Annotated in this window: 10 protein-coding genes; 6 read left to right on the top strand and 4 right to left on the bottom strand. The window is 71.0% G+C overall.

The genetic code is table 11. The features are described from left to right. The first annotated feature begins 477 nt into the window (after positions 1-477). The 3 genes from IE274_RS39205 (at position 478) to IE274_RS01455 (ending at position 5,585) form a co-directional block, all read left to right on the top strand. A complete protein-coding gene (locus IE274_RS39205) occupies positions 478-1,461 on the top strand; it encodes a ComEA family DNA-binding protein (RefSeq protein ID WP_443732143.1) in 984 nt (327 codons plus the stop codon). 119 nt (positions 1,462-1,580) lie between these two features. Next, a complete protein-coding gene (locus tag IE274_RS01460) occupies positions 1,581-4,433 on the top strand; it encodes a ComEC/Rec2 family competence protein (protein ID WP_190113680.1) in 2,853 nt (950 codons plus the stop codon). A gap of 270 nt (positions 4,434-4,703) precedes the next feature. Next, positions 4,704-5,585: a YceI family protein gene (locus IE274_RS01455; protein WP_190113679.1), complete on the top strand. Its 882-nt coding sequence runs from the start codon at positions 4,704-4,706 to the stop codon at positions 5,583-5,585. A gap of 86 nt (positions 5,586-5,671) precedes the next feature. Here the strand turns inward: IE274_RS01455 and IE274_RS01450 are convergent, their stop codons facing one another. Next, a complete protein-coding gene (locus IE274_RS01450; RefSeq protein ID WP_190113678.1) occupies positions 5,672-5,917 on the bottom strand; it encodes a hypothetical protein in 246 nt (81 codons plus the stop codon). Positions 5,918-6,088: 171 nt separating this feature from the next. Here IE274_RS01450 and holA point away from each other — a divergent pair, with 171 nt between their 5' ends. Beyond that, entirely contained in the window at positions 6,089-7,075 is a 987-nt protein-coding gene (gene holA / locus IE274_RS01445; RefSeq protein WP_190113677.1) for a DNA polymerase III subunit delta, read from the top strand. A 457-nt stretch (positions 7,076-7,532) separates the two neighbouring features. On the opposite strand, the gene rpsT is transcribed toward holA, so the two are convergent. Further along, positions 7,533-7,793 (bottom strand): 30S ribosomal protein S20, encoded by a 261-nt coding sequence (gene rpsT / locus IE274_RS01440; protein ID WP_190113676.1) that lies wholly within the window; start codon positions 7,791-7,793, stop codon positions 7,533-7,535. Between the two features lie 202 nt (positions 7,794-7,995). Here rpsT and lepA point away from each other — a divergent pair, with 202 nt between their 5' ends. Further along, positions 7,996-9,861, top strand: a complete 1,866-nt coding sequence (gene lepA, locus IE274_RS01435) for a translation elongation factor 4 (protein WP_190113675.1) — start codon at positions 7,996-7,998, stop codon at positions 9,859-9,861. A gap of 306 nt (positions 9,862-10,167) precedes the next feature. After that, positions 10,168-12,057 (top strand): AMP-dependent synthetase/ligase, encoded by a 1,890-nt coding sequence (locus IE274_RS01430; protein ID WP_190113674.1) that lies wholly within the window; start codon positions 10,168-10,170, stop codon positions 12,055-12,057. Between the two features lie 109 nt (positions 12,058-12,166). On the opposite strand, the gene IE274_RS01425 is transcribed toward IE274_RS01430, so the two are convergent. Next, positions 12,167-12,751: a response regulator gene (locus IE274_RS01425; RefSeq protein WP_190113673.1), complete on the bottom strand. Its 585-nt coding sequence runs from the start codon at positions 12,749-12,751 to the stop codon at positions 12,167-12,169. A 13-nt stretch (positions 12,752-12,764) separates the two neighbouring features. Next, positions 12,765-17,003 (bottom strand): HAMP domain-containing hybrid sensor histidine kinase/response regulator, encoded by a 4,239-nt coding sequence (locus tag IE274_RS01420; RefSeq protein WP_190114079.1) that lies wholly within the window; start codon positions 17,001-17,003, stop codon positions 12,765-12,767. Positions 17,004-17,131 lie beyond the last annotated feature (128 nt).

The raw sequence follows: 17,131 nt of genomic DNA, 5'->3' as shown, positions 1-17,131 counted from the left end.
TCAGACGCGGTGAGTGGTGGTCGGGCGGGCTCGGCGGACGGCGGTCCGCCGGTCGGCCTGGTGAGCGGCGGCTCCGTCGGCTCGTCGAGCGGCGGTTCGGTGGGGTCGGCGAATGGTGGTTCCGGCCGGGCGCCGGGATCGGACGGCCGCACGCGGGAACACCGCGTGGCCGTGGGACACATGACGCGCCGCCATGCTCGGCGACGGGCCCGGCGCAGGCGCGCGGCGGCGGAGGCGATGCGGCTGCGGGCCGAGGCGCTTTTCGCTGAGCCGGGTGTACGGGGAGGCGGGTGGGGGCGGGCTCCTACGTCGCCTTTGCCTCCGGAGCAGGGGGTGCGGCGAACTCCTCGGTGGGCTGGGGAAGTTGGGGGTGACGGGGGTTTCGTTTACCCGGTGGACCCGGTGGACCCGGTGGACCCGGTGGACCCGGTGGACCCGGTGGACCCGGCAGGTCTGGCTGGCTCGGCGGACCCTGACCTGGGCCCGTACTTGGCGGACTCGGATTTGCCTGGCCCCGGGCTGGGGGACTCGGGCCTGGTGGGTCGGGAGAGCCCCGCAGGAAGGTGGGGCGCGGCGGGTGCTTCGGGCAGGGTGGCTGCGGCGGGCGCAGGGGTCACGGAGCGCGCGGCTGACGAAGATTCCAGGGCCGATGCCCGAGGGGAGTCGTCGTGGCGGGCGCGGGCCGGGCTTGCCGTACGGGAGCGGTTGCCGCTCTGGCTGCGGTTGCGGTGCGGCATGGAGCGGCGGAGCGTCGTCGCGCTCGGCCTGGTCCTGATCGTGGCCGCGGTCTTCGCGGCGCAGCACTTCTGGACCGGGCGGACACAACCGGTCCAGCCGCCGGACGTGGTGGGCGAGGCGGCAGGGCCGGGCGGGGAGCCGGGACCATCCCCGTCGCCCGGGACGCCACCCGCACCCGACGGGGAACTCCCGGCGGACGCGGCAGGCGACACCACCGGAGCGGGGAGCGGCGCGGGCGCGGCGGCCGTCGTCGTGGATGTCAGGGGCAAGGTCCGCAGCCCTGGCGTACAGCGGCTGCCGGGAGGCTCCCGCGTGGCCGACGCATTGCGGGCGGCGGGCGGGGTCCGCCCCGGCACCAAGACGGACGGACTCAACCGCGCCCGGCTCCTCATCGACGGCGAGCAGATCGTGGTGGGCGGCCCCGCGCCACCGGAACCAGGCTCCGCGGCAGCTGCCCCACCGGGCTCCGGCCCGGGCCCGACGGCTGGGGCCACAGCGGCCGGACCGGCAGGGGGCGCCGGTGCGGCGGCCGGACCCGTGGGGCTCAACACCGCCACCGCCGAACAACTGGACACCTTGCCGGGAGTGGGCCCGGTCCTGGCGCAGCACATCATCGACTACCGCACGGAGCACGGGGGATTCCGCTCGGTGGACGAGCTCCGGGAAGTGAACGGCATCGGCGAGAAGCGGTTCGCCGATCTGCAGAATCTTGTGCGGCCATGAGGGGCGCGGCGACGGCGACGGGGGGCGCCGGGACGGCGAGGAGTCGCGCGGGGACGCGGGGTACGGGGACGGGCGGTACGGGGACGGGCGGTGCGGGGACGGGGGGCGCGGGGACGTTCATGAGGCGCCGGTCGCCCGCCCCCGGGCCCGACCCCCGTCCCAGCGGACCCGACCCACGCCTGGAGGATCCTGCCGACCCGCGCCAGGAGGGTCCCGCCGACCTTCGCCTGGTCCCACCCGCCCTCGCGGCCTGGGGCGCGGCGGCCCTCGCCTTGGACGCCCCACCCCGGGTGGTGATCGGCGCGGTCGTGGTCTGCGTAGTGGTGGCAGGAGCGCTCCTGGTGGTGTGGACCGCGTGGGGGTGCGGGGGCGGACGGGCGCGCGCGGGGAGTGCCCAGGCCCAGGGCCAAGGAGGGGGTGGCCGAGCCCAGGCAGGGCGCGCAGACATCGGGGGAGGGCATGACCGGCCCCGGAGAGGGGGCCGCTTCACATGGGGCCGGGTGAGTGTGGCCGCCGTGCTGCTGTGCGCCGCGGCGTCGGCCACCTCCGCCGGGCTGCACGGGGCGGACCTGCACCGCGGCCCAGTGCCTGCGCTCGCTGAGCGGTACGCCGAGGTGACGGCGGAGGTGGAGGTGACGTCGGACCCGCGCCGCACCCGCCCCCGGGTGACCGGCGACCGCACGGCTCCGCCGTCCATCGTGCTGAACGCGGAAGTCGTCCGTGTCAGAGAGGCCGACGGCACGACGAGTGTGACGCGAACGCCGGTGCTGGTCATTGTGCGCGAAGAGAGGACGGATACCAGGGAGGCAGGGGAGACGAGGCAGCCGAGGGAGAGCAGTGGCAAAGGCCCGGGGCGCGGGCCCTGGCGGCCGGAGGACGCACGCGGCCCGGACGGTGCCGTCGGCCGAGGCGGTCCGGTCGGCGCCGGTGGCTCACCGGAGGACGTAGGCCCCGAGGGCACGGATGTGCGGCCGCGCGGGTCACCGTGGCTGGACCTCTTGCCGTCCACGCGGCTGCGGGCGCGCGGGAGCCTCGCGGGACCGTGGTCCGACAGCGAGCGGATCGCGGCGGTGTTGCGGGTGCCCGAGGGGCAGGCGCCGCAGGTGATCGGGGCACCGTCGGCGACGCAGCGGTTCGCGGGGGAGCTGCGGGCGGGGCTGCGGGAGGCGACGGACGGGCTGCCGGCGGATGCCCGGGCGCTGCTGCCGGGGCTGGTGATCGGGGACACCTCGCGGGTGCCACCGGACCTGGACCAGGCCTTCCGGGCGACGGACCTCACTCACCTGTTGGCGGTGAGCGGCGGGAACCTCGTGATCATCCTGGCGCTGCTCATCGGCCCGCCCGGTACGGCACACCGTGCGGAACGACGCGGGCTCGCCCCGAGGTTGGGCATCCCGCTGCGCACGACGGCGCTGCTGGGCGGCGGGTTGACGCTGGGGTTCGTCATCGTGTGCAGGCCGGAGCCGAGTGTGCTGCGGGCGGCGGCCTGCGGCCTGATCGTGCTGCTGGCCATCGGTACGGGTAGGCGCAGATCGCTGCTGCCCGCGCTGGCTGCGGCGGTGCTGGTGCTGGTGCTGTACGACCCGTGGTTGTCGCGGAGTTACGGGTTCCTGCTGTCTGTCCTGGCCACGGGGGCGCTGCTGACGCTGGCGCCGAGGTGGAGTGCGGCGATGCGGCGGCGAGGAGTTCCAGGGCGACTGGCCGAGGCGTTGGCGGCTGCCGCGGCGGCGCAGGCGGTATGTGCGCCGGTCGTGGCGGTGCTCGCGGCGCGGGTGAGTCTGGTCGCGGTGCCGTGCAACCTGCTCGCGGAGTTCGCTGTCGCGCCCGCCACGGTGCTGGGGTTCGCGGCGCTGGCGCTGGCGCCCGTGGCGATGCCAGTGGCCAAGGTGCTCGCGTGGAGTGCGAGTTGGCCGGTGGGCTGGATCGCGAGTATCGCTCGGACGGGGGCGGCGCTGCCGGGGAACGGGGTCGACTGGCCGGGCAGTTGGAGCGGGGCACTGCTGCTCGCGATCGTGACCGGGGCTCTCGTCCTGGCCTGCCGCAGGCTCGCCCGGCATCTGTGGCTGAGTGTGGGATGCGTGCTGCTGCTCCTGTTGGTGGTGGTTCAACCTCCGCCCCTCACCCGGGTCATCGTGGGCTGGCCGCCGCAGGGGTGGCGGCTGGTGATGTGCGATGTGGGGCAGGGGGACGCGACGGTGCTCGCGGCGGGCGGGGGCGCCGGGGTGGTCGTGGACGCGGGGCCGGATCCCGTGCTGGTCGACCGGTGTCTGCGCTCGCTCGGGATCACGAGGGTGCCGTTGGTGCTGTTGACGCACTTTCACGCGGATCATGTGGCGGGGCTGCCCGGGGTGCTGCGGGGGAGGTCGGTGGGGGCGATCCAGACGACGGGGTTCCAGGAGCCGCAGGGGCAGGCCGAGTTCGTGCGCGGGCAGGCGGCCGCGCGGGGGATTCCGCTGACGCGGGCCGTCGCCGGGGAGCGGAGACGTGCCGGGCCGCTGGAGTGGCAGGTGCTCTGGCCGCCGCCCGGTCCTGGGGCGCGGCCGGAGGGGCCGAACGATGCCAGCGTCACCTTGTTGGCGCGGGTCGCGGGACTCACCCTGCTCCTGCTCGGCGACCTGGAACCACCAGCCCAGCGGGCCCTGTTGCGCACCTCGGCGGGCGCCGCGCTGCCGCGGGTGGATGTGCTGAAGGTCGCGCACCACGGGTCGGCGTACCAGGATCCGTTGCTGTTGCGACGGGCGGCACCGCGGCTCGCGTTGGTCTCGTGCGGCGAGGACAACCCGTACGGACACCCCTCGCCCAGGACGGTCGCGGCGCTGCGGGCCGGGGGCGCGCAGGTGCTGCGGACGGACACCAGCGGCGCCATCGCGGTGACCGGGGGACGGACCGGGGCGCGGGCGGAGTCACCGGGGCGGGGCTCGGGTGCGGGCGGGGACGAGGCGACCGAGCTGGAGGTGACGACGCGCAGGTGAGGGGCGAGGCCGAGAGGCCGAGGGGCCGAGGGGGTCGGGGGCAGAGGCAGCGAAGGGGTGGGGCGGCGAAGGGGTGGGGCGGGGGCCGGGGGGAGGGGAGGGGAGGCGAAGTGGGGTGGAACTGTTAATTCGGGTTAGTGGGGCAGTGTGGGCGGTCCGGGGAATTCCACAATGTTCTTGCTGAAGTGGTTGCGTTTGCATCGAATGCCGCAACGGTGATCGAATGCCTATTCGTTGCAGGTGTTGTCAAGGCGTGCGGGGTGTGTCGCAGTGTTCGGCCGTTGGCTGGGAAACCGTTTGAGCCGGGGCGGGCGGACCGGGCCGCTGTCGGCGGTGACGGTGCCGACCGGCGCGGGGGTGCTCAGTTGCCGGGTGCTCGATCCGGTCAATGAGGCGGTGCAGCACGCGGAGCTGTCGGTCAGCGATTCCATGGGGCGCAAGATCGTCGGCGGGGGGACGGATCCGTTCGGGTCGTTCGTGGCGACGGTGCCGGCGGGGGAGTACCGGCTCGCGGTGGTGGCGGAGGGGTTCACGCCGTACCGGGCGAACGTCACGGTGGGCGAGGGCGCGCACGCGTCGATGGGGGATGTGACGCTGCAGATCGCGCAGCTCCCGGGGCTGCCGGAGTCCGGGGACTGGGACATCGACCCGATGCACTCCTCGATCGCGTTCACGGCGCGGCACATCGGTCTTGCGCGGATCCACGGCCGGTTCAACACGTTCGCGGGGGCGATACGGCTGGCCGAGCGGATGGAGGACTCCGCGATGCATGTCGTGATCGACGCGTCCTCCATCGACACGGCCGTCAAGATGCGCGACGACCACCTGAGGTCGGGCGACTTCCTGGACGTGGCGCGGTTTCCGACGATGGAGTTCTACAGCGACAAGTTCGTGCACAAGGGCGGTACGCGCTGGGCGATCACCGGTGCGCTGTCGCTGCACGGTGTGACGCGGACGGTCACCCTGGACACGGAGTACCTGGGCGTCGGGCACGGGCTTGAGGGCGAGACGCGGGCCGCGTGCCGGGCGACGACCGAGCTGCACCGCGACGACTTCACCATCACGTGGCAGACGATGCTCGCCCGGGGGATCGCGGCAGTCGGCGCCAGCATCACCATCGAGTTGGACATTCAGGTCCTGCCCAAGGCTTGAGCCTCCGGCCAGGAGCCCTCAGCCCAGGAGTCCCCGGCAGGAGCCCCGGCGGAAGTCCCCGCTAGGCCCCCCGGCCAGGCCCCCCGCTAAGGCGCCTCCAGCCACCCCTCGAACTCGGCTGCCAGTGCGTCCAGTTCCGTCGGGTCGAGGCGGCGCTCGGGGTCCTCGACGACCACCAGCCACTGGGCGTCCTCGGCGTCGTCCTCACCGGCCAGCGCGTCCCGGACGAGCTGGGGTTCTTCGGGGACGCCGAAGCGGTCGGGGAGTTCTTCGGCGAGTTGCTCCGCGGCGTCGCGGTCGGGCAGCACCAGGACATGTCGTACGTCGGTCACCTGGCCATTCTCCGATACGGCTGGGTCGGGGTGTGCTCCGGCTCGGGCCTCGTGGGCCGTGTGCCCGTGCTTCGGACCCGGCCTCGGGGCTCGTGGGTCCCGCCCCCCCGCAGCGGTGCCGGGTGCCGCTTCGCGCCGCGCTGTCAGTGGTGCGTGGGATGCTTGACCGCGATGGCCAGGAAGAACGCAAACGACAATCCGCTCGCTCCCCTCACGGTCGCCGTGGGCCAGGAGGACCTGCTGCTCGACCGCGCCGTGCAGGAGGTGGTCGCCGCCGCGCGGGCCGCGGACGCCGACACCGATGTCCGTGACCTCACCCCCGACCAGCTTGCGCCCGGCACCCTCGCCGAGCTGACCAGCCCGTCGCTGTTCGCCGAGCGCAAGGTCGTCGTCGTACGCAATGCGCAGGACCTGTCGGCGGACACGGTCAAGGACGTGAAGGGGTATCTGGGGGCGCCCGTCGAGGAGATCACCCTGGTGCTGCTGCACGCGGGTGGGGTCAAGGGCAAGGGGCTGCTCGATGCCGCGCGCAAGGCGGGGGCGCGGGAGGTGGCCTGCCCGAAGATGACCAAGCCCGCGGATCGGCTGTCCTTCGTGCGGGGTGAGTTCCGGACGCTGGGGCGGTCGGCGACGCCCGAGGCGTGCCAGGCCCTGGTCGACTCCATCGGCAGTGATCTGCGGGAGCTGGCGTCCGCGGCGGCGCAGCTGGTCGCGGATGTCGAGGGGACGATCGATGAGGCGGTCGTCGGGCGGTACTACACGGGGCGGGCGGAGGCGTCCAGCTTCACCGTGGCCGATCGGGCCGTGGAGGGGCGGGCCGCGGAGGCGCTTGAGGCGTTGCGGTGGTCTCTGGCGACCGGCGTCGCGCCCGTGATGATCACCTCCGCGTTGGCGCAGGGGGTGCGGGCCATCGGGAAGCTGTCCTCCGCGCGCGGGGGGCGGCCTGCTGATCTTGCTCGGGAGCTGGGGATGCCGCCGTGGAAGATTGATCGGGTGCGGCAGCAGATGCGGGGGTGGACGCCGGACGGAGTCGCTGTCGCGTTGCGGGCCTGTGCGGAGGCTGACGCGGGCGTCAAGGGGGGCGGGGATGATCCTGCGTACGCCTTGGAGAAGGCCGTCGTCGCTGTTGCGGGGGCGGCTCGGCTTCGTCGGGGGTAGGTCGTCCCTCCGGGAGGGGGCGGTGGGGTTGGCACCGCCGAGGGCGGTTGTTCGGGGTTGCTCGTCGTTGCGGCGGGATTTTTCTTCCCCGATCCCGCCCCTTCCCGAAACCGGGGCTCCGCCCTGGACCCCGGTAACCTCGCCGGATCCCGGACCTCGGCGGCCCCCGGACCCCAGACCCCGGATCCCGGGCCCCCGAAACCCGGACCCCGGCAACCTCAGCGGACCCCGGACCCCGAAACCCGAAACCCGGACCCCGAAAAGCCCCGCTAACCCGAAAAGCCCCGCTCACCGTCCTGGGGAAGGACAGTGCACGGGGCCTTCGGTCAAGCTCAAGCTCTTCAAGATCCACACCCGCGTGGCGAACGCAGGCCGCGTGTGGATCGGGGTGCCGGTCGGGAGCGGATGAGAGAGGGCCCGCTCTGGTCCTCCCGGCGGTTACATCACTGGTTCGGCCTTAGAGGGACGAAGCCTTCGAAGCAAGCGCCGACTTCTTGTTGGCGGCCTGGTTCTTGTGGATGACGCCCTTGGAGACGGCCTTGTCGAGCTGGCGCGAAGCCTCGCGGGTCAGCTCGGTCGCCTTCTGGGTGTCACCGGAGGCAACGGCCTCGCGGGCCTTGCGGATCGCGGTCTTCAGCGAGGACTTGACGGCCTTGTTGCGCTGGCGCGCCTTCTCGTTGGTCTTGTTCCGCTTGATCTGGGACTTGATGTTCGCCACGAAAGAGCCTTCTCAGGTTCAGGTACTGCTGATTTCTCTGACATGTGCCTCGATGCCGAGAGGGCTGAGAGACACAGCTGACCACGTTACCAGCCGTCCTCCGACCGGCCCAAACCGATCCCCACGGCCCACCCGTGGGACCATGGAGGCTACGTATCGATCCGACCCGAGGCATAAGGCGCCTCAAGAGACAGGACCCTGCGTGCCCGCGACCCCTAAGAATGTGCCCGCGCCGAGCCGTACCGACCCGGCTCTGATCCGCAATTTCTGCATCATCGCGCACATCGACCACGGCAAGTCCACGCTTGCCGACCGCATGCTGCAGCTGACCGGTGTGGTCGAGCAGCGGCAGATGCGCGCCCAGTATCTCGACCGGATGGACATCGAGCGCGAGCGCGGTATCACGATCAAGTCCCAGGCCGTGCGTCTGCCCTGGGCCCCCTCCGAGGGCCCCGACCAGGGCACGACGCACATCCTGAACATGATCGACACCCCGGGCCACGTGGACTTCACGTATGAGGTCTCCCGTTCGCTCGCGGCCTGCGAGGGCACGGTCCTCCTGGTCGACGCGGCCCAGGGCATCGAGGCGCAGACCCTCGCCAACCTGTATCTGGCGATGGAGAACGACCTCAAGATCGTTCCGGTGCTCAACAAGATCGACCTGCCGGCCGCGCAGCCGGAGAAGTTCTCCGAGGAGCTGGCGAACCTCATCGGCTGCGACCCCGACGACGTGCTGAAGGTCTCGGCGAAGACCGGCCTCGGGGTGGAGGCGCTGCTCGACAAGGTCGTCGCCGAGGTCCCGCCGCCGGTCGGCGTCGCCGACGCGCCCGCCCGCGCGATGATCTTCGACTCGGTGTACGACTCGTACCGGGGCGTGGTGACGTACGTACGAGTCGTCGACGGTCAGCTCAACAAGCGTGAGCGGATCCGGATGATGTCGACCGGCGCGACGCACGAGCTTCTTGAGATCGGCGTCTCGTCCCCCGAAATGACCCCGGCCGACGGCATCGGCGTCGGCGAGGTGGGCTACATCATCACCGGCGTGAAGGACGTCCGTCAGTCCAAGGTCGGTGACACGATCACCTCCCTACACAAGGGCGCGACCGAGGCGCTCGGCGGCTACAAGGACCCCAAGCCGATGGTGTTCTCGGGGCTCTATCCGCTGGACGGCTCGGAGTACCCCGACCTGCGCGACGCTCTCGACAAGCTGCAGCTCAACGATGCCGCGCTCGTCTACGAGCCGGAGACCTCCGCCGCGCTCGGCTTCGGCTTCCGCGTCGGCTTCCTGGGCCTGCTGCACCTCGACGTGATCCGTGAGCGCCTTGAGCGCGAGTTCGGACTCGACCTCATCGCCACCGCTCCGAACGTGGTCTACCGCGTGATCATGGAGGACGGCGCCGAGCACGTCGTCACCAACCCGAGCGAGTTCCCCGAGGGCAAGATCGACGAGGTGTACGAGCCCGTCGTGCGCGCCACGATCCTCGCGCCCAGCGAGTTCATCGGCTCGATCATGGAGCTGTGCCAGAACCGGCGCGGCGTCCTGCTCGGCATGGACTATCTGTCCGAGGACCGCGTCGAGATCCGGTACACGCTGCCGCTCGCGGAGATCGTCTTCGACTTCTTCGACCAGCTGAAGTCCAAGACGCGTGGTTATGCCTCCCTCGACTACGAGCCCACCGGCGAGCAGTCCGCGCAGCTCGTCAAGGTCGACATCCTGCTGCACGGCGACAAGGTCGACGCCTTCTCCGCCGTCACGCACAAGGACGCGGCGTACGCGTACGGTGTGCGGCTCGTCGCCAAGCTGCGCGAGCTGATCCCGCGGCAGGCCTTCGAGGTGCCCGTGCAGGCCGCCATCGGATCGCGGGTCATCGCCCGTGAGACCATCCGCGCCATCCGCAAGGACGTCCTCGCCAAGTGCTACGGCGGTGACATCTCGCGTAAGCGGAAGCTGCTCGAGAAGCAGAAGGAAGGCAAGAAGCGGATGAAGATGGTCGGCTCCGTGGAAGTCCCGCAGGAGGCCTTCATCGCGGTGCTGTCCAGCGACGAGGGCTCCGGCAAGAAGAAGTAGCCCCGCGCCCCGGCGCCCGCGCACGTCCTATCGTGCCGCGTCGTGCCGTGCCGTGCCGCGTCGTACGCAGAGCACCTGTCCGCCTGGCGGGCAGGTGCTCTGCGCGTTCACCGCCGCTGAAGCTGTAGGAAGTGACAGGCTGCAGCCCCTTACGCACATGGCGTCCGGCCTTTACTCTGATCACTGCTCGTAGGTTACTCGCAAGTTAAACAAGTGCCCGGAGAGGCACGGGAGCGCAGCGACCGCAGTCATGTAGCCAGTAGAAACGCACCGTCAGGACGCACCGTCGCGGGCCCGGAGGATGTCGTGAGCGACACACAGACCTTGATCGAGAACCGTCCGCCCTCCGTGGCGCATCTCTTCCTGGAGCGGGTGGCGGCCACACCCGATGCCGAGGCCTACCGCTATCCCGTCCCGGCCGCCGCCGGCGAGGGCCCGGACGAGTGGCGGTCGCTGAGCTGGGCCGAGGCCTCCGAGCGGGTCTTCGCCATCGCGGCCGGCCTCGTCGACCTGGGCCTCGCCCCGGAGGACCGGGTGGCGCTCGCCTCGGCGACGCGCGTCGAGTGGATCCTCGCCGACCTGGGCATCCTGTGCGCCGGAGCGGCCACGACGACGGTGTATCCGCAGACCAACGCCGAGGAGTCCGCGTTCATCCTCGCCGACTCCGGCAGCCGCGTCCTGATCGCCGACAACGCCGAGCAGCTGGCGAAGGCGCGCGAGCAGCGGGCGAACCTGCCCGAGCTGAAGCACGTCGTGGTCTTCGACGCCGAGGGCGTGGCGCCCGCGGCGGACGACCCCGAGGGCTGGGTGCTCACGCTCGCCGACCTGGAGGCCCGCGGCGCCGCCTATCTGGAGAAGAACCCCGGGGCGGTCAAGGAGCGCATCGAGGCGATCAGGTCCGATGACCTGGCGACCATCATCTATACGTCGGGGACGACGGGCCGCCCCAAGGGCGTGCGGCTGCCGCAGGACAACTGGTCGTACATGGCGAAGGCCATCGCGGCGACCGGGCTGCTCACGGCCGACGACGTGCAGTACCTGTGGCTGCCGCTCGCGCACGTCTTCGGCAAGGTGCTGACCAGCGGGCAGATCGAGCTCGGGCACGTCACCGCCGTCGACGGCCGCGTGGACAAGATCATCGAGAACCTGCCGGTGGTGCAGCCGACGTACATGGCCGCCGTGCCGCGCATCTTCGAGAAGGTCTACAACGGCGTCGCGGCCAAGGCGCGGGCCGGTGGCGGCGCGAAGTACAAGATCTTCCAGTGGGCGGCGGAGGTCGCCCGGGAGTACGCGAAGACCAGCCAGGACAACTTCCGCAGGACCGGGGTGGCCTCGGTGCCGTTCGGGCTCGGCGCGAAGCACACGGTCGCCGACAAGCTCGTCTACAGCAAGCTGCGGGAGGCCTTCGGCGGGCGGCTGCGGGCCGCGGTGTCCGGGTCGGCGGCGCTCGCGCCCGAGATCGGGTACTTCTTCGCGGGCGCCGGCGTGCACATCCTGGAGGGCTACGGCCTCACCGAGACCTCCGCCGCGTCCTTCGTCAACCCCGGCGAGGCGTACCGCACCGGCACCGTCGGCAAGCCGCTGCCCGGCACCGAGGTGCGGATCGCGGACGACGGCGAGATCCTGCTGCGCAGCCCCGGCGTGATGGAGGGCTACCACGGTCAGCCCGAGAAGACGGCCGAGGTCCTGGAGTCCGACGGCTGGTTCCACACCGGCGACATCGGGGAGCTGTCCCCCGACGGCTATCTGCGGATCACCGACCGCAAGAAGGACCTGATCAAGACGTCCGGCGGCAAGTACATCGCGCCCGCCGAGGTCGAGGGCCAGTTCAAGGCCGTGTGTCCGTACGTCTCCAACATCCTCGTGCACGGCGCCGACCGGAACTTCTGCACCGCGCTCATCGCCCTCGACGAGCCGTCCATCATGGGCTGGGCCAAGGAGAACGGCCTCGACGGCAAGTCGTACGCCGAGGTGGTCGCCGCCCCGGCGACGGTCGCGCTCATCGAGGGGTACGTGCAGCAGCTGAACGACGGCCTGCAGCGCTGGCAGACCGTCAAGAAGTTCAAGCTGCTGCCCCGCGACCTCGACGTCGAGCACGGCGAGTTGACCCCCAGCCTGAAGCTGAAGCGGCCGGTCGTGGAGCGCGAGTACAAGGGTCTGATCGAGGAGATGTACGCGGGCTCGCGCGAAGCCTGACGGTACGCGGGCCCGCGCGGAGTCTGACGGTACGCGGGCCCGCGCGGAGTCTGACGGTACGCGGGCCCGCGCGGGGCCCGACCGCGCGGGGCGCGTGAGCCCCGGGCGGTCACCCGCCGCGCACGCGCCGCATCTCCCGCAGCAGCTCCTCCATGTGCGCCACGTGGTGACGCAGTTCGAGTACGTCGGTCAGGCTGCTCGCCGCCATATGTCGCTCGATCGCGGACAGCCGCTCGGACAGTTCGTCGAACTGCACCTGCTCGCGCGCCAGCATGCGTTCCAACTGCTGGTTCTTGCGGTGCAGTTCGAGGAAGACGGTGACCTTGGCACGCAGCACCCAGGGGTCGAAGGGCTTGGTGAGGTAGTCCGCCGCGCCCGTCGCGTAGCCGCGGAAGGCGTAGCCCGCGTCGTTGTCCGTGCCCGTCAGGAAGATGATGGGCACGTCCTTCGTCTGGTCGAGGCGCTTGATGTTGGACGCGGTTTCGAAGCCGTCCATGCCCGGCATCCGTACGTCCAGGAGGATCACGGCGAATCGTTGCCGCAGCAGGGCCTTCATCGCCTCCTCTCCCGAACGGGCCCGCACGAGCGGCTCGTTGAGGGAGCCCAGGACCGCTTCCAGGGCCATCAGGTTGTCCTCCATGTCGTCGACCAGGAGGATGCTGGCGCGGCTGTCGGTCGGCGCCTCAGTGCTCATGGTGACAAGTGCCTCACTCAGTCATGGGCGGCTCGGCAGGCTCCCCCTGCGCACCGGGCCGCACCGAGTCAACGGATTCAGTGGGTTCAACGAGGCCGACCGGGCTGATGGGGGCAACACGGTCGACGGGGCTGAGGGGGCCGATGGCTTCGGCTTCCAGGAGGTCGGCGGCGGGCGACGCCGGTTCCAGCGGGTCGGTGGCGTCGTGGAGGGCCGCGTTGGCCTGTTTGTAGAACGACGCGCCCTCCGGGTCCAGGAGTGCGCAGACGGCCGTGAGCAGTTGGTCGACGTCCACCGGCTTCGGTACGTAGTCGGTGGCGCCCTGCGAGATGGCCTTCTCGCGGTCGCCGGGCATCGCCTTCGCGGTGAGGGCGACGATCGGCAGGCCGGTCCAGCGGGGGGTGCGGCGGATGGCGGCGATGGTCTCGTACCCGTCCATCTCCGGCATCATGATGTCCATCAGGATCAGGTCGGTCTCGGGGTTGCGCTCCAGGGTCTCGATGCCCTCGCGGCCGTTCTCGGCGTAGAGCACCACCAGGCCCACGCGGCTGAGGACATGGGTCAGGGCGAAGACGTTGCGGATGTCGTCGTCGACGATGAGCACCCGGCGGCCCGGCAGTATCCGGCCCGCTCGCCCCTCCTTCCACACCTCCAGCTTGGTCGGCGCGGGCCAGTTGTCGTCGGTCTCCGGCAGGGTGTGCGCGGTCGAGGCGGCCTCGTCGTGCGGGACCGGGGCGGGCGTGATGCGCGCGGAGGCGTACGCCGCGGCCGCCGCGCCGTGGCCGGGGTGCACCACGGGCACGTACAGCGTGAAGGTGGAGCCCTCGCCGGGCCTGCTGTCCGCGGTGATGCGGCCGCCGAGCAGACCGGCGATCTCGCGGCTGATGGACAGGCCGAGCCCGGTGCCGCCGTACTTACGGTTGGTGGTGCCGTCGACCTGCTGGAACGCCTCGAAGATCACCGGGAGTTGTTCGGGCGGGATGCCGATGCCGGTGTCCTGGACGGCGAAGCTGATCAGGTCGCCGCGGTCGCTCAGGAGCGGGTCGGTGGAGTCGGTGACGTGCTGCACGCGCAGCTCGACGCGGCCGTTCGCGGTGAACTTGACCGCGTTCGACAGGAGGTTGCGCAGGATCTGCTGGAGCCGCTGCTCGTCGGAGAACATCTCCCGCGGCACGTTGTGGCCGACCGTCACGTCGAAGGCGAGGCCGCGGTCGATGGTGAGCGGCCGGAACGTGGCGTGCACATAGTCCAGGACCTTGATCAGCGGGAGCTTCTTGGGGCGTACGTCCATCCGGCCCGCCTCGATCTTCGACAGGTCGAGGATGTCGTTGATCAGTTGGAGCAGGTCGGATCCCGAGCGGTGAATGGTGGTCGCGAACTGCACCTCCTGGTCGGAGAGATGGTTGTCCGGGTTGTCGGAGAGCAGCCGGGCCAGGATGAGCAGGGAGTTCAGCGGGGTGCGCAGCTCGTGCGACATGTTCGCGAGGAACTCCGACTTGTACTGCGAGGACGTGGCGAGCAGGGCCGCTTTCTCCTCCAGTTCGGCGTTCGAGCGGCGCAGCTCGGCCTGCTGGCGCTGGAGTTCGTCGGAGCGCTCCTGCAGCTGGATGGCGAGCCCCTGGGACTCGCTCAGCAGGGACTCCGTACGGGAGTTGGCGATGATGGTGTTGATGGCGACGCCGATGGTGTTCACGAACTGGTCGAAGAACGCCAGGTGGACGTCGGAGAAGCGGGAGAACGTGGCCAGCTCGATGACGCCGAGCAGCTTGTCCTCGAACAGGATCGGGATGATGACGACGCTGGCCGGGGAGGCGTCCCCGAGCCCTGAGTGGATCTTGATGTAGTCGGGCGGGACCTCGTCGAGGAGGATGCGCTTCTTCTCCAGGGCCGCCTGCCGCACCAGTCCGTGCGCGGGCATCCCGCCGGTGTCGACGAGGAAGCCCTGCTCCTCGGTGGCGCTGCCCTGCGCGGAGCCGTACCCGGCGATGAAGGCGAGGCCCTTGGCGGGCGAGGTCTGCAGCGGCACGGTGCCGTCGGCGTCCGGGTCGGCCAGGAAGAACGCGCCGTATCCGGCGTTCACCAGCGGGGTCAGCTCGCGCAGGATGAGGTCGGCGACCTCCATCAGGTCCCGGTGGCCCTGCATCAGGCCGGCGAGGCGGGCCAGGTTGGACTCCAGCCAGTCCTTGGCGCGGGTGGTCTCGCGCAGGTTGGACACCATCAGGTTGATGTTGTCCTTCAGCTCGGCGACCTCGCCGCGCGTCTCCACGGTGATGGAGCGGGACATGTCGCCCTGCGCCACCGCGGAGGCGACCTCGGCGATCGCGCGGACCTGCGTGGTGAGGTTCAGCGCGAGTTCGTTGACGTTCGTGGTCAGGCGCTTCCAGGTGCCGTACACGCCCTCGACCCGGGCCTGACCGCCGAGCTGCCCCTCGGAGCCGACCTCGCGGGCCACCCGGGTGACCTCGGAGGAGAACGACGACAGGGTGTCCACCATGGTGTTGATGGTGGTCTTCAGCTCCAGGATCTCGCCGCGCGCGTCCACGTCGATCTTCTTCGACAGGTCGCCCTGCGCCACGGCGGTCGCGACCTGCGCGATGTTGCGGACCTGCCCGGTGAGGTTGTCCGCCATGTAGTTGACGTTGTCGGTGAGGTCCTTCCACACCCCCGACACGCCGAGGACCTGGGCGCGACCGCCCAGCCTGCCGTCCGTGCCCACCTCGCGGGCCACCCGGGTGACTTCGTCGGCGAAGGCGCGCAGCTGCTCGACCATCGTGTTGACGGTGTCCTTCAGCTCCAGGATCTCGCCGCGCGCCGTCACCGTGATCATCTTCGACAGGTCGCCGTTGGCGACGGCGGTGGTGACCTGCGCGATGTTGCGGACCTGGGAGGTGAGGTTGGACGCCATGAAGTTGACGTTGTCCGTCAGTTCTTCCCAGACGCCGCTGACGCCCCGCACCTGCGCCTGACCGCCGAGGTTGCCCTCGGTGCCGACCTCGCGGGCGACACGCGTCACCTCGTCGGCGAACGCGGAGAGCTGGTCGACCATCGTGTTGATCGTCGACTTCAGCTCCAGGATCTCGCCCTTGGCCTCCACGGTGATCTTCTTCGACAGGTCGCCCTGGGCGACGGCCGTCGACACCAGGGCGATGTTGCGGACCTGCGAAGTGAGGTTGTCCGCCATGAAGTTGACGTTGTCGGTGAGGTCCTTCCACACCCCCGACACGCCGCGCACGTGCGCGCGGCCGCCGAGGTTGCCCTCGGTGCCGACCTCGCGGGCGACACGCGTCACCTCGTCGGCGAACGCGGAGAGCTGGTCGACCATCGTGTTGACGGTGTCCTTCAGCTCCAGGATCTCGCCGCGCGCGTCCACGGTGATCTTCTGACTCAGGTCGCCGTTGGCGACGGCGGTGGTGACCTGCGCGATGTTGCGCACCTGGGAGGTGAGGTTGGACGCCATGAAGTTGACGTTGTCGGTGAGGTCCTTCCACACCCCGGAGACGCCCCGGGCCTGGGCGCGCCCGCCGAGCCGCCCCTCGGTGCCGACCTCGCGGGCGACACGCGTCACCTCGGCGGCGAACGCGGAGAGCTGCTCGACCATCGTGTTCACGGTGAGCTTCAGCTCAAGGAGTTCACCGGTGGCCTCGACGGTGACCGTGCGGGTCAGGTCGCCCTGCGCCACGGCCGTGGTGACCAGCGCGATGTCGCGGACCTGCGCGGTCAGCCGGGAGGCCATGGTGTTCACGGCCTCCGTCACGTCCCGCCAGCTCCCGGACAGGCCGCGGACCTTGGCGCGCCCGCCGAGCCGCCCCTCCGTGCCGACCTCGCGGGCCACGCGCGTGACCTCGCCCGTGAAGAGTGACAACTGGTCGACCATCGTGTTGACGGCACGCCCGAGGCGCCGCAGGTCGCCGCGCAGCTCCCGGGACCCGTCGTGCAGGTCGACGCGCTGGGTGAGGTCGCCGCCCGCGACGGCGTTCAGGACCCGGGTCGCGTTCGTGGCGGGCGCGACCAGCGAGTCCAGGAGCGAGTTCGCCTCGATGATCCGGGTGGCCCAGCTGCCCTGCCCCGGGCTCGCCGTGAACCGCGTGTCGAGGCGGCCGTGCCGGACCATCTCCCGGCGTACGCGCAGCAGCTCGCCGTCGAAGTGCCGGGAGCGGTCCACCAGTTCGTTGAACACCGTGACCAGTTCGGCGACCAGGCCGGAGCTGGTGTGCGGGGCCTTGGTGAAGTTGCCGTCGCGGGCGGCCCGCATGGCGGCGAGCAGGACGCGCAGGTCGGCGGCGGACTCGCCGCACGGGTCACCGAGATCGGGGCCGGGGTCCGGCGTGCGGGTGGACTTGGCGGGGCGTTTGGGTGACCGACTGGCCGTGGCCGCGGAGG

It is taken from the genome of Streptomyces flavofungini (assembly GCF_014650815.1).
Taxonomy (GTDB): domain Bacteria; phylum Actinomycetota; class Actinomycetes; order Streptomycetales; family Streptomycetaceae; genus Streptomyces; species Streptomyces flavofungini.
This window is presented reverse-complemented; position numbering and strand designations above follow the sequence as displayed.

Bases quoted from the DNA above. Each gene is read 5' to 3' on its own strand.
- IE274_RS01460 (WP_190113680.1), top strand. From the start codon at position 1,581: ATGAGGCGCCGGTCGCCCGCCCCCGGGCCCGACCCCCGTCCCAGCGGA.
- IE274_RS01420 (WP_190114079.1), bottom strand. From the start codon at position 17,003: ATGCGGGCCGCCCGCGACGGCAACTTCACCAAGGCCCCGCACACCAGC.
- IE274_RS01425 (WP_190113673.1), bottom strand. From the start codon at position 12,751: ATGAGCACTGAGGCGCCGACCGACAGCCGCGCCAGCATCCTCCTGGTC.
- holA (WP_190113677.1), top strand. From the start codon at position 6,089: ATGGCCAGGAAGAACGCAAACGACAATCCGCTCGCTCCCCTCACGGTC.